General features: G+C 42.3%; 16 protein-coding genes, 1 tRNA gene and 1 pseudogene. 13 read left to right on the top strand and 5 right to left on the bottom strand.

The genetic code is table 11. The features are described 5' to 3' along the window. Nucleotides 1-242: 242 nt before the first annotated feature. The 10 genes from E2P86_RS03665 (at nt 243) to E2P86_RS03620 (ending at nt 8,482) form a co-directional block, all read left to right on the top strand. Nucleotides 243-464 carry a hypothetical protein gene (locus tag E2P86_RS03665; RefSeq protein ID WP_085472080.1) on the top strand — a complete coding sequence of 74 codons (222 nt, stop codon included), beginning with the start codon at nt 243-245 and terminating at the stop codon, nt 462-464. Between the two features lie 123 nt (nt 465-587). Further along, on the top strand, nt 588-1,937 hold the full coding sequence (gene purB, locus E2P86_RS03660) for an adenylosuccinate lyase (protein ID WP_085472081.1): 1,350 nt from the start codon (nt 588-590) through the stop codon (nt 1,935-1,937). A gap of 146 nt (nt 1,938-2,083) precedes the next feature. After that, on the top strand, nt 2,084-2,638 hold the full coding sequence (locus E2P86_RS03655; RefSeq protein ID WP_085472082.1) for a NifU family protein: 555 nt from the start codon (nt 2,084-2,086) through the stop codon (nt 2,636-2,638). A gap of 136 nt (nt 2,639-2,774) precedes the next feature. Next, nucleotides 2,775-3,623, top strand: a complete 849-nt coding sequence (locus tag E2P86_RS03650; protein WP_134430820.1) for a transketolase — start codon at nt 2,775-2,777, stop codon at nt 3,621-3,623. Between the two features lie 21 nt (nt 3,624-3,644). Continuing rightward, nucleotides 3,645-4,598, top strand: coding sequence for a transketolase family protein (locus E2P86_RS03645; RefSeq protein ID WP_085472084.1), 954 nt, complete (start codon nt 3,645-3,647; stop codon nt 4,596-4,598). 13 nt (nt 4,599-4,611) lie between these two features. Next, nucleotides 4,612-5,157 carry an RNA polymerase sigma factor gene (locus E2P86_RS03640; RefSeq protein ID WP_085472085.1) on the top strand — a complete coding sequence of 182 codons (546 nt, stop codon included), beginning with the start codon at nt 4,612-4,614 and terminating at the stop codon, nt 5,155-5,157. A gap of 35 nt (nt 5,158-5,192) precedes the next feature. After that, a complete protein-coding gene (locus E2P86_RS03635; RefSeq protein WP_134430816.1) occupies nt 5,193-6,014 on the top strand; it encodes a hypothetical protein in 822 nt (273 codons plus the stop codon). Then, the gene (locus E2P86_RS03630) at nt 6,014-6,439 is read left to right on the top strand and encodes a hypothetical protein (RefSeq protein WP_085472087.1); all 426 of its coding nucleotides are present in this window, start codon (nt 6,014-6,016) and stop codon (nt 6,437-6,439) included. The genes E2P86_RS03635 and E2P86_RS03630 overlap by 1 nt, the downstream gene beginning before the upstream one ends. Nucleotides 6,440-6,506: 67 nt before the next feature. Beyond that, nucleotides 6,507-7,694, top strand: a complete 1,188-nt coding sequence (locus tag E2P86_RS03625) for an aspartate aminotransferase family protein (protein WP_134430813.1) — start codon at nt 6,507-6,509, stop codon at nt 7,692-7,694. A gap of 38 nt (nt 7,695-7,732) precedes the next feature. Continuing rightward, nucleotides 7,733-8,482 (top strand): SGNH/GDSL hydrolase family protein, encoded by a 750-nt coding sequence (locus E2P86_RS03620; protein ID WP_134430810.1) that lies wholly within the window; start codon nt 7,733-7,735, stop codon nt 8,480-8,482. A 274-nt stretch (nt 8,483-8,756) separates the two neighbouring features. Here E2P86_RS03620 and E2P86_RS03615 read toward each other — a convergent pair whose 3' ends face one another. Together E2P86_RS03615 and E2P86_RS03610 are read right to left on the bottom strand one after the other, a co-directional pair. Then, nucleotides 8,757-9,941, bottom strand: coding sequence for a class I SAM-dependent rRNA methyltransferase (locus E2P86_RS03615; RefSeq protein WP_134430807.1), 1,185 nt, complete (start codon nt 9,939-9,941; stop codon nt 8,757-8,759). 241 nt (nt 9,942-10,182) lie between these two features. Further along, nucleotides 10,183-10,264, bottom strand: a tRNA-Leu gene (locus tag E2P86_RS03610). 245 nt (nt 10,265-10,509) lie between these two features. On the opposite strand from E2P86_RS03610, the gene E2P86_RS03605 reads away from it, so the two are divergent. Both E2P86_RS03605 and E2P86_RS03600 read left to right on the top strand, forming a co-directional pair. Further along, the gene (locus E2P86_RS03605) at nt 10,510-10,725 is read left to right on the top strand and encodes a hypothetical protein (RefSeq protein ID WP_134430804.1); all 216 of its coding nucleotides are present in this window, start codon (nt 10,510-10,512) and stop codon (nt 10,723-10,725) included. Further along, entirely contained in the window at nt 10,719-11,099 is a 381-nt protein-coding gene (locus tag E2P86_RS03600) for a type II toxin-antitoxin system VapC family toxin (RefSeq protein WP_085472092.1), read from the top strand. Before E2P86_RS03605 ends, E2P86_RS03600 begins: the two co-directional genes overlap by 7 nt. Nucleotides 11,100-11,121: 22 nt before the next feature. On the opposite strand, the pseudogene map reads toward E2P86_RS03600, so the two are convergent. Continuing rightward, nucleotides 11,122-11,850, bottom strand: a pseudogene (gene map / locus E2P86_RS03595) (type I methionyl aminopeptidase). Nucleotides 11,851-11,993: 143 nt separating this feature from the next. On the opposite strand from map, the gene E2P86_RS03590 reads away from it, so the two are divergent. Next, nucleotides 11,994-12,818: an AraC family transcriptional regulator gene (locus tag E2P86_RS03590; RefSeq protein WP_085472094.1), complete on the top strand. Its 825-nt coding sequence runs from the start codon at nt 11,994-11,996 to the stop codon at nt 12,816-12,818. A gap of 85 nt (nt 12,819-12,903) precedes the next feature. Here the strand turns inward: E2P86_RS03590 and E2P86_RS03585 are convergent, their stop codons facing one another. Both E2P86_RS03585 and E2P86_RS03580 read right to left on the bottom strand, forming a co-directional pair. Beyond that, nucleotides 12,904-14,943, bottom strand: a complete 2,040-nt coding sequence (locus tag E2P86_RS03585) for a heavy metal translocating P-type ATPase (protein WP_134430800.1) — start codon at nt 14,941-14,943, stop codon at nt 12,904-12,906. Nucleotides 14,944-15,160: 217 nt separating this feature from the next. Then, a complete protein-coding gene (locus E2P86_RS03580; RefSeq protein ID WP_085472096.1) occupies nt 15,161-15,850 on the bottom strand; it encodes a response regulator transcription factor in 690 nt (229 codons plus the stop codon). Nucleotides 15,851-15,880: the final 30 nt, after the last annotated feature.

Below are 15,880 nucleotides of genomic sequence, written 5' to 3'. Positions count from 1 at the left end.
TTTATACGGTAGAATCTCAAAAGTTTTTTGTTTTGAAAATATTTTTTCACAAAAATGTTGCAATTCGACAAAACAGTATTATATTTGCGCCGGCTTTAAGGAATTAAAGAAACTAAATGCGTGAAAATCAGGATATTTTAGTTTATTTATTTTTTTCTTTAAAAGTTGGGTTACCTTTCGAGGTTACCGGTATAAAAGGATAATAAACAAATTTGTTTCAATTAAAATAGAAAATTAAAAAGATGAAAAATTTATTCAAATTCGGATTTTTAGGATTAGCTTTAACTATCGCTTTCGCTTCATGTGGTGGCGCAGAAACTAAAACTGAAGCTGCTGCTGATTCAGTTGCTACTGCAGTTGAAGGTGCTGTTGATTCAGTTGCTGCTGTTGCAGATTCTACAGTAGGTGCTGTAGCTGATTCAGCTAAAGCTGCTGTTGATTCAGTTGCTAAAAACGTTCAGTAATCCGAATATTATTTAACGATTTTGCGAAAGCCTGTACCTTGCGGTACGGGCTTTCGTGTTTTATATACGTTTATCCTCTAGATTTTCTTACTTTTGCACTATCAATAAAAATTATTCATCATCATGAACTTATCAGCACTGACTGCAGTAACCCCTATCGACGGAAGATATCACAATGCAACAAACGAATTGTCCAATTTCTTCTCCGAATTCGCTTTAATAAAGTACCGTGTATTAGTCGAAGTAGAATACTTCATTGCACTGAGCGAATCGGGCATACCACAGTTAGCACACTTTGATGGCTCATTAAATGAGAAACTACGTAATATCTACAAAAACTTCTCTTTGGAAGATGCACAATGGATAAAAGATACAGAAAAGGTAACCAACCATGATGTAAAGGCTGTTGAGTACTTCTTAAAAAATGAATTCGAAAAATTAGGCCTGCACGACTCTTTAGAGTTTATCCACTTCGGATTAACATCGCAGGATATAAATAATACGGCAATCCCCTACTCCTGGAAAGAAGCGATCAACCAATCGTACCTACCAAGTATCGAGGAATTGCTGAATGAATTAAAATCCTTGTCCACAGCTTGGACGGAGATTCCAATGCTGGCTCGTACACACGGACAGCCTGCTTCACCAACGCGCTTAGGAAAAGAAATCTACGTTTTTATTGAACGTATCGAAAAACAATTAAACGCATTGCAACAAGTACCATATTCAGCCAAATTTGGAGGAGCTACAGGGAACTTCAATGCACATTACGTGGCTTACCCGAAAAACGACTGGGTTGCATTCGGAAATAAATTTGTGAATGAATCCTTGGGCTTATCTCGCTCACAAACCACAACGCAAATCGAACACTACGATAATTTTGCGGCGAGCTGCGACGCCTTCAAACGTATTAACAATATCCTGATCGATTTATGCCGTGATATCTGGACATATATTTCCATGGATTATTTCAAACAAAAGATCACCGCTGGACAGATTGGTTCTTCGGCCATGCCACACAAGGTAAACCCGATTGACTTTGAAAATGCAGAAGGAAACCTGGGAATAGCTAACGCAATCTTTGAACACTTGGCAGCGAAATTACCAATCTCGAGATTACAGCGCGACTTAACGGACTCTACCGTATTACGTAATATTGGTGTCCCATTTGCACACACATTGATCGCTATAAAATCGACTCTACGTGGCTTGCGCAAGTTGATTTTAAACGAATCTGCTTTACAAAAAGATTTAGAAAATAACTGGGCCGTAGTAGCCGAAGCTATCCAAACGATCTTGCGCCGTGAAGGATACCCTAAGCCATACGAAGCATTAAAAGACTTAACAAGAACAAACACGACCGTAACGCAAGAAACTATCGCTGTCTTTGTAGACGGGTTAAATGTTTCGGATGAAATCAAAGCAGAGATCAAACAAATATCGCCGAGCAACTACACCGGTGTAAACGCGTAAGCTTTGACGAATAGATGACGAGCAATAGTACACTTTTCGTGTATATTTGTCGTCTAGAAGTAGACCGTACAGCAAACAAAAAGAGACAATTAAGTCGAATGCTCAACGTTCTCTTTGTATATTAACAACAGATATTACAGCAAAATATGGCAACTATTAACGTATATACAGAAACAACACCGAACCCTTCAACCATGAAGTTCCTTGTTAACAAATTGTTGATAAACGGCAGTTTGGATTACCCAACCAAGGAAAAAGCACAAGAATCTGAATTCGCAAGAGAGCTTTTCAAGTTCAATTTTGTGAATGGGGTCTTCTTTGCGAGCAACTTCGTTACGGTTACCAAGACCGATGAAACGGATTGGTCCGACATTGAACCGCTCTTAAAAGATTTCGTTAAAGGTGCCGTAGAATCTGAATTAGCGGTTAAACCAGTAGAGCACGACGAGGATGTTGCATTCGAAGGAACGGAAACAGAAATCAAAATACAACAGGTATTACATGATTACGTACGTCCAGCAGTAGAGCAAGATGGTGGTGCTATTGCATACAAATCTTTTGAAAACGGTATTGTAACGGTAGAGCTACGCGGTTCATGCAGTGGATGCCCGTCTTCTACCATCACCCTTAAAGCAGGCATTGAAGGCTTGCTAAAACGTATGGTACCTGAGGTAGAAGAGGTTGTTGCTGAAGCCATGTAAGGAAACCCAAAAACATACAAAATATCAGAGAGCCGCAACGAAAATGTTGCGGCTCTTTTTTATTCAATTTTATCCCCCCTACTCTGTTAAAAATCATTAACTTTACCTCCAAAATAATAGAAACATTATATTTAAAATGAGTGCAGATATAAACAAACTTGAACAGATTGCATCACAAGTAAGACGTGATATCGTACGTATGGTACACGCTTGCCAATCTGGTCACCCTGGTGGTTCATTAGGTTGTACGGATTATTTCGTAGCCTTGTATTTTCATGCGATGAAGCACGATCCTTCTTTCAACATGGATGGTATCGGCGAAGATTTATTCTTCCTTTCTAATGGTCACATTTCACCTGTTTTCTACAGTACTTTAGCTAGAGCGGGTTACTTTCCGGTGAGCGAGCTTGCGACATTCAGAAAGATCAACTCTCGTCTTCAAGGTCACCCGACAACACACGAACACCTTCCGGGAATCCGTGTCGCTTCAGGTTCTTTAGGCCAAGGCCTTTCGGTAGCGCTTGGTGCTGCTCAAGCAAAAAAACTAAACAACGACAACAGCTTGGTTTATGTTTTAATGGGCGATGGCGAGTTGCAAGAAGGACAGGTATGGGAAGCAGCAATGTATGCACCTCATAATAAAATGGATAATATTATTGCCGCTGTAGACTACAACAGAGCGCAGATCGATGGTTCCACCGACCAAGTTTTATCATTGGGCGACTTACGCGCTAAATGGGAAGCTTTTGGCTGGGAAGTATTGGATGTCCTGAAAGGAAATGACATGGCTTCTGTCGTGGAAGGAATTGACACAGCGAAATCCCTAACCGGTAAAGGCAAACCTGTTATCATCTTACTACATACGGAGATGGGTAATGGTGTAGACTTCATGATGGGTTCACATAAATGGCACGGTGTTGCACCAAATGATGAACAATTAGAGACAGCATTGAACCAGTTACCAAGAACGTTGGGCGATTATTAAAATAGATTTTAGATTAAGAAAATGAAAAAGTATACATATACGGAGTCAAAAGATACACGCTCAGGTTTCGGTGCGGGTTTATTGGAAGCCGGAAAACAAAACGAAAATGTTGTCGCTTTATGTGCGGACTTAATTGGTTCGTTAAAGATGAACGACTTTATCAATGCTTTTCCGGAGCGTTTTTTCCAAATTGGTATTGCTGAAGCCAACATGATGGGTATTGCTGCTGGTCTTACCATTGGTGGTAAAATTCCTTTCACTGGAACATTTGCGAACTTCTCAACAGGTCGTGTTTACGATCAGATCCGTCAGTCTATCGCTTATTCAGATAAGAACGTAAAGATCTGTGCTTCGCATGCTGGCTTAACGTTAGGTGAAGACGGTGCGACACACCAAATCTTAGAAGATATCGGTTTGATGAAAATGCTTCCAGGCATGACGGTAATCAACCCTTGTGATTTCAACCAAACCAAAGCAGCAACTATTGCTTTGGCAAACCACGAAGGTCCAGCGTACCTACGCTTTGGCCGTCCGGTTGTTCCTAACTTCACGCCTGCCGATCAGAAGTTTGAAATCGGTAAAGCAGTCATGTTAAATGAAGGTACAGATGTAACCATCATTGCAACAGGTCATTTAGTATGGGAAGCGATCCAAGCGGGTGAAGAGCTGGAAAAACTAGGTATCAATGCCGAAGTAATAAATATCCATACCATCAAACCTTTGGACGAAGAAGCTGTTTTAAAATCAGTGACAAAAACGGGATGTGTAGTAACGGCAGAAGAGCATAACCGTTTAGGCGGATTGGGTGATAGCGTAGCACAATTGTTAGCGACTAAACTTCCAGCTCCACAAGAGTTTGTTGCGGTTAATGACAGCTTCGGTGAGTCAGGTACACCAGCACAATTGATGGAGAAATACGGCTTAAATGCAACATCTATCGTAGCTGCTGCTCGCAAAGTAATCACTAGAAAATAATTTTTTTGCGCAAATGGAAGACGCCTTAATCATATCAAAATTTGCTGATGAGCAAACACGCGAAGAGGCATTCGGCTATTTACTAAAAAAATATCAACAAAAAATATACTGGCACGTCCGTCGCATGGTTATTGACCATGACGACGCCGACGATGTCGTTCAGGATGTGTTTATCAAGGTGTGGAGAAACCTCGGGAAATTCCGGGAAGATTCACAACTATACACGTGGTTATATCGTATTGCGACCAACGAGTGTATCACCTTTCTGAACAAGAAAAAACAAAAGCAGAACGTGTCGTTGGATGACGACAGTTCTGCTTATCTTGCTGACACCCTAACGGAAGGCAGCTATTTTAACGGCGATGCAGCGCAAATGAAACTGCAACAAGCACTACTAACCTTACCTGAAAAACAACGATTGGTCTTCAATATGAAATATTTTGAAGATCTGAAGTACGAAGAGATTTCAGATATTCTAGGGACCAGTGTCGGAGCTTTGAAAGCATCTTATCATCTTGCTGTCAAAAAAATAGAGAACTTTTTTGTTACACACGATTAAACCTTTACGGGTTTCGGGCATCTATATAAGATACTATGAAAGAGAACAACACATATCATGATGACATGGAAGATCTAAATCTTCCTGATGTAATGCGTGTGAATCCTTTCGCTGTTCCTCCAGAATACTTCGCTGATTTATCCCAAAAGATCAATAGTCAAGTACAACTAGAGAAACTGCGCGATGGGGCAGCTTCTTCTTTCACGGTTCCCGAAAAGTACTTTCAAAACCTAGAGCAACAAATCCTGTCCACAGTAAAGCTTGACAAACAAATTGGGTCTCACACATCGGATGGCTTTAGTGTTCCTGAAGATTATTTCGACACCCTTTCTGCCAGCATACGTGTACAAGTCAAATTCGACAACTTACTTCCTGCGGAGTCCTTTACCGTTCCTACAGGGTATTTTGACGAGCTTGAAAACAACATCCATGGCCAGGTACGAGAAGCTGCTTTACGGGATCGTGTCCAAGAAACAGGGTTTTCGATGCCGAACGGTTATCTTGAAAACTTAACAAAAGAAATAAAGGCCAAAACCAGTGCACCACAGGTAACAACACCTGTGCGTCGTTTGAATTTTCAGAAATGGGTTCAATATGCTGCGGCAGCCTGTGTCGCAACGGTACTCGGTGTAACCTCGTACCAAGCCATTGTTACGGAAGATCCGCAAACAGTAGCTGCACAAGCGCCTTTACAGCAAGTATCCGATGCGGAGATATTGAACTATCTCGCATATTCAATGGACAGTAATGACCTTATGTATGTTATGAAATCTATCTATCAACCAAAAGATGAAGAAGAAATTGGCAAAAATGTAGATAAGGATGATATAGAAGACTATTTAAAATACATGTTGTAATGTGGAGTATTAAGTATTTATTGACAATAATTTGTGCAGGTTTCCTTTCTTTACAAGCGGTGCATGCACAGTCACCGAATTCAAAGAGATTTGCCGCTATTGAAAACGAGAAAATAGCTTACATCACGAAAGAAATGAACCTAAGCCAAGCAGAGGCGCAAAAATTCTTTCCGATCTACAATCAGTATAATAAAGAGATGTGGGAAATTAAATCGGCAAGAAGAGAGGGAGCCGCTGCCCCGAGGGGAGTGAACTCATTAGCTGCAGGACGAAGAGACGTTATTTCATATGATTCGCAAGAAGTAGACCTCAAGAAACAATATCGAAAACGCTTCGCCGATGTAATCGGTCAGTCCCGAGCTTCGCAATTCTTCGAGATAGAACAAAATTTCACTGAAATTCTCATCAAGAGAATACAAAAGTAATTACAGGGGTTGTTTTCAACCCCTTTTTATTTTTCTATACGTAACTTTGTACCTTTCCAGTACGATCATGATAAGCAATAGAGAATTATTCTTACAGAATACAGCACAAACATCCAATTCACCGCGATTGTTTGAAATTGTTAAAGCCGAGGGCGTTTACCTATATGGCCCGAAAGGCGAAAAATATATGGACTTGGTATCTGGTTTTAATGTAAGCAACATTGGCCATCGCCATCCTAAAGTAATAGCCGCGATTCAGGAACAACTAGAACGCTATCTACATGTAACTGTGTATGGCGAATTTGTTCAAGCACCACAGGTTCAGTTTGCTACCAACCTTTTGGCAACCCTACCAGATAGCTTTCAATCGGTTTATTTAACGAACAGTGGCGCAGAGGCGGTGGAAGGATCCATGAAGATTGCTAAAAAGTTCACGGGACGCCGACAGATTATCGCCGCAAACCATGCCTACCACGGCAGTACGCAAGGTGCCTTGAGCCTTATTGGCAACAAGGCTTATCACGAAGCGTATGCCCCGCTCCTGCCGGAAATAGATTTCATCGACTTCAATGATGAAGCTGCATTAGCTTCAATTACCACCGATACAGCAGCCGTAATCGTCGAAGCGATACAAGGTGAGGCTGGTGTCCGCGTTCCTAGCGCATCTTATATGCAAGCGTTACGCGCGCGTTGTGATGAAACGGGCACGCTCTTAATATTTGACGAAATCCAAACGGGCTTCGGGCGCACAGGAAAGATGTTTGCATTCGAGCATTTTGGAATCGTACCCGATATCCTGATGTTAGCTAAAGGTATTGGTGGTGGTATGCCATTGGGTGCCTTTGTCGCACGCAAGGAGATTATGGATGTCATTAAGGATAATCCAATGCTGGGCCATATCACAACATTTGGAGGACATCCTGTCAGCTGCGCTGCAGCACAAGCTTCCTTACAGGTAATTCAAGAAGAGAAGCTCCTAGAAACGGTACAAGAGAAAGCTGATCTTTTCCGATCTCTGCTGCAGACCCCAAAGATTAAGGAAATTCGTGGTCTCGGCTTGATGATGTGCCTACAGTTGGAAACATTTGATCAAGTATATGCCGTAAGTTCATACTGCGCCGAACAAGGGCTGATGATCGACTGGTACTTACATTGTGAAACAGCACTCCGCGTCGCACCGCCTCTAACGATATCGATCGCCGAAATTCAAGACGCTTGTAAAATAATCAATGAAGCGATTGAAAAGTTCTGTTAAAAAGGTTACTTTTATTTCTTCATAAACCTACTTAAACCATGGAAACTAGAAGAAATTTTATAACCAAAGGACTCCTCACCCTCGGTGGTGCCGCATTGGCCCCTGGCTTGGTACGGGCATCCGACACGAATGCACTGGCACCTAAGATCAGTATCCAGAAAGATGATATTATTCTATTTCAAGGGGACTCTATTACCGATGCAGGCCGTAACCGCGAACAATTAAATCCAAATACGGCAAATGGCTTTGGAAGTGGCTACGCCATGATTGCTGCAGGAACGCTGCTCAATAAATTTGCTGATAAGAACATCAAAGTCTATAACCGAGGTATTAGCGGCAATCGTGTACCAGACTTACAAGAACGTTGGCAACGTGATACGATTGACTTACAACCCACCGTCTTAAGTATTATGATTGGTGTAAATGACTTCTGGCGCACAAAAGACAAAGGTGCAATAAACACACCAGCATTATATAAGGGACAATACCAACAGCTTTTAGAGGGTACGCTATCGAAGCTCCCCCATGTACGGCTGATTATAGCGGAACCGTTTGGTGTCAAAAATGTAAAATATGTAACAGACGATTGGTATCCTGATTTCTTGGGTTATCAACAAGCGGCGAAAGAGGTTGCAAAAGAATTTAATGCGGTATTTCTACCGTATCAGCAGGTATTCGATCAAGCCGGAAAACGAGGTGCTGGAGATGTGTGGACCACGGATGGCGTGCATACAACCATGGCAGGCGCCAACCTAATGGCTCAAGCTTGGCTCGACCTTGTTAAATAGGGGTTAAGAAGTTAATTAATCCTTATTTCGACTCATGCTGGCGCGAGCTTGTAGCTCGTGTCTCACCCGCCCAAAGCACAAGTTGAAAACCTGCCTACCGCAGGCAGGCTCGCGCTAGCAGAGTTTACAAAACACTTCGACAGCACTTCGACAGGCTCAGTATGACATAGCTCAGGCTGGCAGCAAAAAGTGGCAATCTGCTAAAGATAAAGAGTAATAAAAACTGCGCCGTCACTTCTCACTTGACGGGGCAGTTCCTTTGAATAGGTGATCGCTACACCACGCGCACCAACAATCCTTTCAGGTACTCCCCTTCTGGAAAGGAAGCGCGAACAGGATGGTCTTCCGGTTGCGTGAACTGACGTATATATTGAATTTCTTTGCCGGCATCCAAGGCTGCCCAAGCAATAACTTGTTTGAAGGTTTCGATATCCATCGCGCCCGAGCAAGAGAATGTAGCCAACAGACCACCGCTCTCTAAGAGCATCAATCCTCTTCTATTTAAGTCTTTATATGCTCTTGAAGCTTTATCAAGCGCGGATCGGGATGGCGCATATTTTGGCGGGTCTAATACGATAACATCAAATTTCTCCCCTTCTTCTCCCAGCTGACGTAAATATTTATTTACATCCGATTGAACAGCCTTATATGTGTTGGTATCAAAGCTATTAACTTCAACATTCCTTTTTAATGTTTCAATCGCTAATGCCGAGCTATCCACAGCAACGACAGAAGCAGCACCTGCCCGTAAAGCATTTAATGTAAAACCTCCGGAATAGCTAAAACAGTCCAATACTCGCTTTCCTTTCACATACTGTGCTGTCAAGGCTCTATTCTCACGTTGATCGCAATAAAAGCCAGACTTCTGTCCTTCCAAAATATTGATCTGATATTTGATACCGTTCTCAATAACATCCACAAACTCAGGTGGTACTTCGCCGTAGGCAACACCATTTGTATCCTGCAGACCTTCATGCTCACGCGATTTCAGATCACTGCGTTCATAGATTCCACGTGGTTTCAAGAGCGTTGCCAATTCGTCTACAATCCATTCCTTGACACGCTCTACAGCAGCAGCATGTACCTGGATAGAGATAAAATCGGCATACTTATCAGCTATAAGTCCGGGGATAAAATCGGCTTCAGCAAAGATAAGCCGACACGTATCGTTTGATTCATTCAATAGGTGTTTCCGCTGTGCCACAGCCCGACGAACGCGATCGCGCCACCAACTCTCATCAATATGCTTATCGGGATGCCATTCCAACAAACGTACCGCGACACGAGACAGTCCACTGTAAACGCCATATGCAATAAATTCATTATCGATATTAAATACTTCTACAACTTCACCGTTGGTAGGCGAACCTTGAATATGCTTGATTGCACCCGAAAACACCCATGGGTGCAGTTGCCAGGCGGCTTTGTCTTTTCCTTTGTGCAGGATAATTTTATTCATCGATGCAAAAATAAAGCATAGCTCGGAAAAATCGATTTATTTTTTTTCCTTTCGTTGTTACAGGGGCAGATAGCAGACCAAGAGACATGGAGGAACAGGAGCAAATTTCCCTTAAAAGATCATTATATTCTTATTCAAAAGGGACTACGAAGGATCCCATAATAAGTCTATGTGCACGTTGTCCTCTTGTTGAGGCAAGGACAATAAAAAAAGCCTCTTACTTTCGTAAAGAGGCTTTTAGTACCCAGCGCCGGAGTCGAACCGGCACATCCGAAGATATTGGTGTTTGAGACCAACGCGTCTACCAATTCCGCCAGCTGGGCAAGCTGTTTCTTTTGATAACGATGCAAATATAGGGCTTGTTTCAGTTTTTCCAAAACATATTTGTAATGTTTTTACAAAGTTGCTGGTTTTTAGCGTATTTATTTTTCAGCAGGCCTCTTTTTCTGCTGTGAGAAGCACTTTTTAATTAAAATTCCATCTCCTTAAACCCCATTCGCGACGGTCAAGATTATAGGCTCTCCGGCAGTAAGCAGCATATACGAAAATAATTCGTAACTTCATGATTATGGATAAGTTAATACTAAACATACCAAAGAAGAAAAGCACACTCATAAAAAAATTCTTAAATGATCAAGGTATATCCTATTCTAAAGAAGATGAATTCAACAGCAATAAGTATAAACAAAAACTCAAGAAAATCAGCACTTGGTCTAAGCAAGATTTGGAGATTCTAAAAAAAGTGAGTGGAACAATTACTGGTATAAAGATACCAAAATGGTAATTGACACGAGCCTATTCATAGAACATCTTCGAATCTCCAATAAAACAGCTTCTACATTATACCGTATTTCAAATACACAGCAACTTTTTATTTCTTCTGTTTCTCTGTACGAGCTTTACATGGGAGCCACAACTAAAGAGAAACAAAATGATCTTAAACTTTTGACTGAGGATCTCCCTGTACTCTCATTCTCAAAAGAAATAGCTTTAAAAGCTGCTGAGATTTATCACAAACTAAGGCGCAGTAATGAAATGATTGAATTTAGAGATATTTTTATTGCAGCAACCTGCGTTGTCTACAAAATCCCCATTGCAACACTCAACAAAAAGCATTTCACTAGAATACCACATCTTAAAATCGTTAGCGATATCTAACCCTGACAAATAATCAAAACTGCTAAATCCCATTCGCGACGGTCAAGATTATAGGCTCTCCGGCAGTAACCAACAAGGTATGCTCGTGCTGCGCCACAAAACCGCCCTTATTACCACTGAACCCCCATCCGTCCGCTGACGTTTTCGTCAACGTCGATACCGTAGAAATAAACGTCTCGATCGCCACCACGGAATCTTTGCGAAAGCGGCGTTTCCGATCATCACGGTCGTAATAGTTCATAATAGCGTCGGGCTCCTCATGCAAGCTACGCCCTACACCATGCCCACCTAAATCACGGATAACGGTCTAACCCGCCTGCTTAGCTCCCTTTTCAATCCGCCCTCCGAGATCACATATAAGCATCCCGCCTCGAATCTGTCCAATAGCGTCTAACAATATACTTCTGGAAGTATCCACCAAATGTTGTAGGCCTTGCGTATCATCACCCACAATAAACGAACACCCGTTATCCGCCCAGAAGCCATTCAACTCTGCTGATACATCGATATTGATAATATCTCCATTCTTAAGCTTCACCTGATCCGAAGGAATCCCATGCGCAAACTCACCATTAACGCTGATACAAGTAAAGCCTGGAAAGCCATACGTTTCGAACGGTGCGGACTTTGCACCATACGCCAGCAACAACTGCTTCCCATAATCATCGATTTCTTTCGTTGACCTACCGACCTCCGTATAGTCCCGCATCTGCCTTAATGTATGCGCAACAGCCTCACTCACCTGCCGCATGCCCAACAGCTCCGCTTCTGTTTTAATAATCATGTCATTATCCTCCTATATAACAAAGCTAAGCTTATTTAAAAGAGGTACATAGTAAATATTAGACAGCGGGTAAACATCCCTTTCGTCGACAATTGTCGTACCTTTGTGTCATGCCCATTAACTATCTGCAAAAAATACAACAAGCGGAATTTAACGATACAGGATACCGAATCAGTCCATCACCAGAACTGACCTCCATCATCGAGGGCTTTTATGTGTTCAAAAAAGAAGCAGTACAACAACGACACCTCATTTTCAATGATGGTTTCCCAGCGATTGTATTTCTCCCAAAATACCGAGATACGGCATCTGTAATTGCAGCAAACAGCACAACGCACATTCAAGGAGCCTGGGTTAATGGGGGAGCCATTAAAAACACATATGTCGAATACAACCATATCGACCAACTCTTTATTGTACGCTTTCACCCCAAAGCCTTTTACCAGTTGTTTACGATCAATACACAATATTTTCGGCACCAGGCAGTCGTCCCCTTTGAACACCTCGCACAGAAGAATGGTTTCGCGGTACAAGACTTTTTCACGTGCAACACGATAAAAGAAAAAACCATCTTTATCGAAAACCATATCAGACACGTCGTAAAGGAGCCACAAAGCCAGGATGAGTTACGAGCAACATTAATGTATATGCAACGGGCACAGGGAACAGATACGGTCTCGACCCTCATCAGAAATACTGGCGTAAATTATAAATGGCTCGAGCGCTTCTTTATAAAGAACATAGGGCTTCTACCAAAAGAATACATCCAAATGCACCGGTTCCTAGAAGCCCACCGCATATTGACTAGCTCCGGTACGCCCAACCTGATGAATGTAGCTGTTTCAACCGGGTACTACGATGCCAACCATTTCCTCAAAGACTTCAAACTATATACCGGAAAGACCCCCTTGGCATATCACCGATTGTATATGTAGGAAACCACAAACGTAACCTATCTCCTATATAAAAAATCCCCCAAGGACAGATTGTCCTCGGGGGATTTTAATGACAAGTCTGTCGTTAGAATTTCATCCGTTGAATACGTACAGCATTTAAGATTGCTAATAGTGCAACCCCGACATCCGCAAAAACCGCCTCCCACATGGTTGCCAGACCACCGGCACCCAAGACCAAAACAATCGCCTTTACAACGAATGCCATGGTAATATTTTGCCAAACAATCTGTTTCGTACGTTTACCAATATTGATGGCTACAGGTATCCGACTTGGCTTATCATCTTGAATCACCACATCGGCCGTCTCTATCGTGGCGTCACTTCCTAGACCACCCATCGCAATCCCCACATCACTTAAAGCCACCACAGGCGCATCGTTTACGCCATCGCCGACGAAAGCAACTTTAGCCCCATCAGCCACTTTAATATCTTTAAAATAAGCTACCTTATCCTCGGGTAAAAGATCACCATAAGCATTATCAATCTCCAGCTGATCCGCTACATATTTTACCACCGTGCTCTTATCCCCACTCAACATGGTGGTCTGGACGCCCAAATCATGAAGTCGTTTAATCGTCTGTGCAGCGTCTTCTTTAATTTTATCAGCAATGGTTAAGTAACCTTGAAATAAACCATCATACGCCACCGCAATAGTCGTGTAAACAATAGAATTAGGGTCAACATCATAAGAAATATCAAACTTGTCCAGTAGTTTAAAATTCCCGACCAAGAGCTCCTTGTTCTCCACCAAGCCACGTAAACCGCGTCCCGCAACTTCTTCCACGCCAGAGACAACCACTTTCTCGCCCTCTTCGCCTACATACTGATGAATTGCAGTCGCCACAGGGTGCGTACTGTACGATTCTATCGCGTCCACGTACCGCATCAGCGTTGCCTGGTCCATATGATTTTTGAAATGGATCTCCTGTACGGCAAATACACCCTCGGTCATAGTACCCGTCTTATCCATGACCACATGTTTAACACTCGCAAGCACATCGAGGAAATTACTTCCCTTCACCAGTACACCATTCTTACTGGCCGCCCCAATACCACCAAAATAACCTAGCGGAATAGAAATAACCAGCGCACACGGACAAGAGATCACCAGAAAGATCAAACCTCGGTACAACCAATCACGGAATTCATAATCCTGCACAAAAAGAGCGGGTAATAATGCGATCGCAATCGCCAGAAACACCACGATCGGTGTATATATATTCGCAAACTTAGAAATAAAAAGTTCGGTTGGCGCTTTCTGCGCAGTCGCATCCTCGACCAACTTTAGGATTTTACTCAGTTTACTATCTTCGTAAGCCGCTGTCACACGCACCTCAGACGCCGTATTCAGATTGATCATGCCCGCCAATACAGCCTCTCCTTCCTTCTTCGTGTCCGGCTTACTTTCTCCAGTCAACGCAGCCGTATTAAAAGAAGCTGAACTACTGATGAGTACGCCATCCAATGCTAATTTCTCACCCGGTTTAAGCAGGATGACATCATCAATGGTAACCTCCTCCGCTTTTATTACTTTCGTCGCTGCCCCTACACGGATAGTCGCTTCGTCCGGACGTTGATCTAAAAGCGCTTTAATATTGGCTTTTGCACGCGAAACGGAAAGGGTCTGAAAATTCTCTCCTACAGCATAGAAAAGCATGACAGCTACCGCCTCTGGGTACTCTGCAATGGCAAAGGCCCCTAGCGTCGCAATCCCCATCAAGAAAAATTCAGAGAAAAAGTTGCCTCTCAAGATACTTGTATAGGCATCCTTCAAGACGGGGAGACCCACCGGGACATAAGCAAGTACATACCAAATAAAACGAACCCATCCCGCAAACCAGTCCGGTTTTACCCAATGGTCTAATGCCAAAGCAGTCAATAATAAAACTAAACTGATGATCGCTGGTGTAAACAGTTTGACCAAACCGCCCTCAAGCTCATGGCTGTGGTCGTGATCATGGTCGTGCCCAGCGTGACTTTCGGCTTTTTTCTTCTTCGTTTTCGTATCCTTTATCAAATGACCTGCTCCGGCATTCATATATACTTTCTCGGTCTGACCACAGATTGCACAGGCGCCATTTTTCATTTCGTGTTGATGCTCCATAGACTAATTTATTTGCATAATATTAACAAACAACAAGTTAACATGTTCTTTACAATTTAACCTTTATTATCCTAAAAACCGAATTTTAGGAAGAAAATCACATCAAACCAATGTCAAAGATCATCAGTATCTCGTTCTGTCAAAACGCACAGGACAAAAAAATCCCCGACCAAATTGATCAGGGATACATGCAATAATTTCTTTGTATTGTTCTATACTAGTTCAGCTCAAATTTGTAGCCTACACCTTTAACGGTAAACACATAATTCTCACCAATTTTTTCACGTAACTTACGAATGTGTACATCAATCGTGCGGTTAGTAACAACGACAGAATCTTCCCATATCGCTTTAAGGATCTGCTCCCGCGTAAACACTTTATTTGGCTTAGATGCTAAAAGATAAAGCAACTCAAACTCTTTTTTAGCAAGGACGATCTTCTCCGTTCCACGATAAACCAAAAAGGAATCCCGATCGATAACCAAGTCCATGATATCCAGCTTATCACTACTCTCCACCACCGTCTCGCTCGCATTTCTACGTAAAATAGCGTTAATACGACTCATCAATGCGCGGGGCTTAATAGGTTTGGCGATATAGTCATCCGCCCCTACATTAAAACCAGCTATTTCAGAATATTCCTCACTACGAGCCGTCAAAAAGACCATAAAGGTATGCTTAAACTCAGGCATTGATCGCATTAAGCGGCAAGCCTCAATACCATCCATGCCAGGCATCATAACATCCAAAATGATTAAATCCGGATTTACCTGTTTAGCGATCTCAATACCTTCTTTGCCATTATGAGCCTGATAGACCTGATATCCTTCTTTTGTTAAATTGTAGGAGATCAAATCAACGATATCACGTTCATCATCTACCACTAGTATTTTCTGTTTGGCACTCATACTTGTTTTTTTGCTAAATTATGTACTAAA

It is taken from the genome of Sphingobacterium psychroaquaticum (assembly GCF_004421025.1).
Classification (GTDB): Bacteria; Bacteroidota; Bacteroidia; order Sphingobacteriales; family Sphingobacteriaceae; genus Sphingobacterium; species Sphingobacterium psychroaquaticum.
Note: the sequence above shows the minus strand (reverse complement) of the source record. Positions and strands in the feature narration are given on the sequence as shown.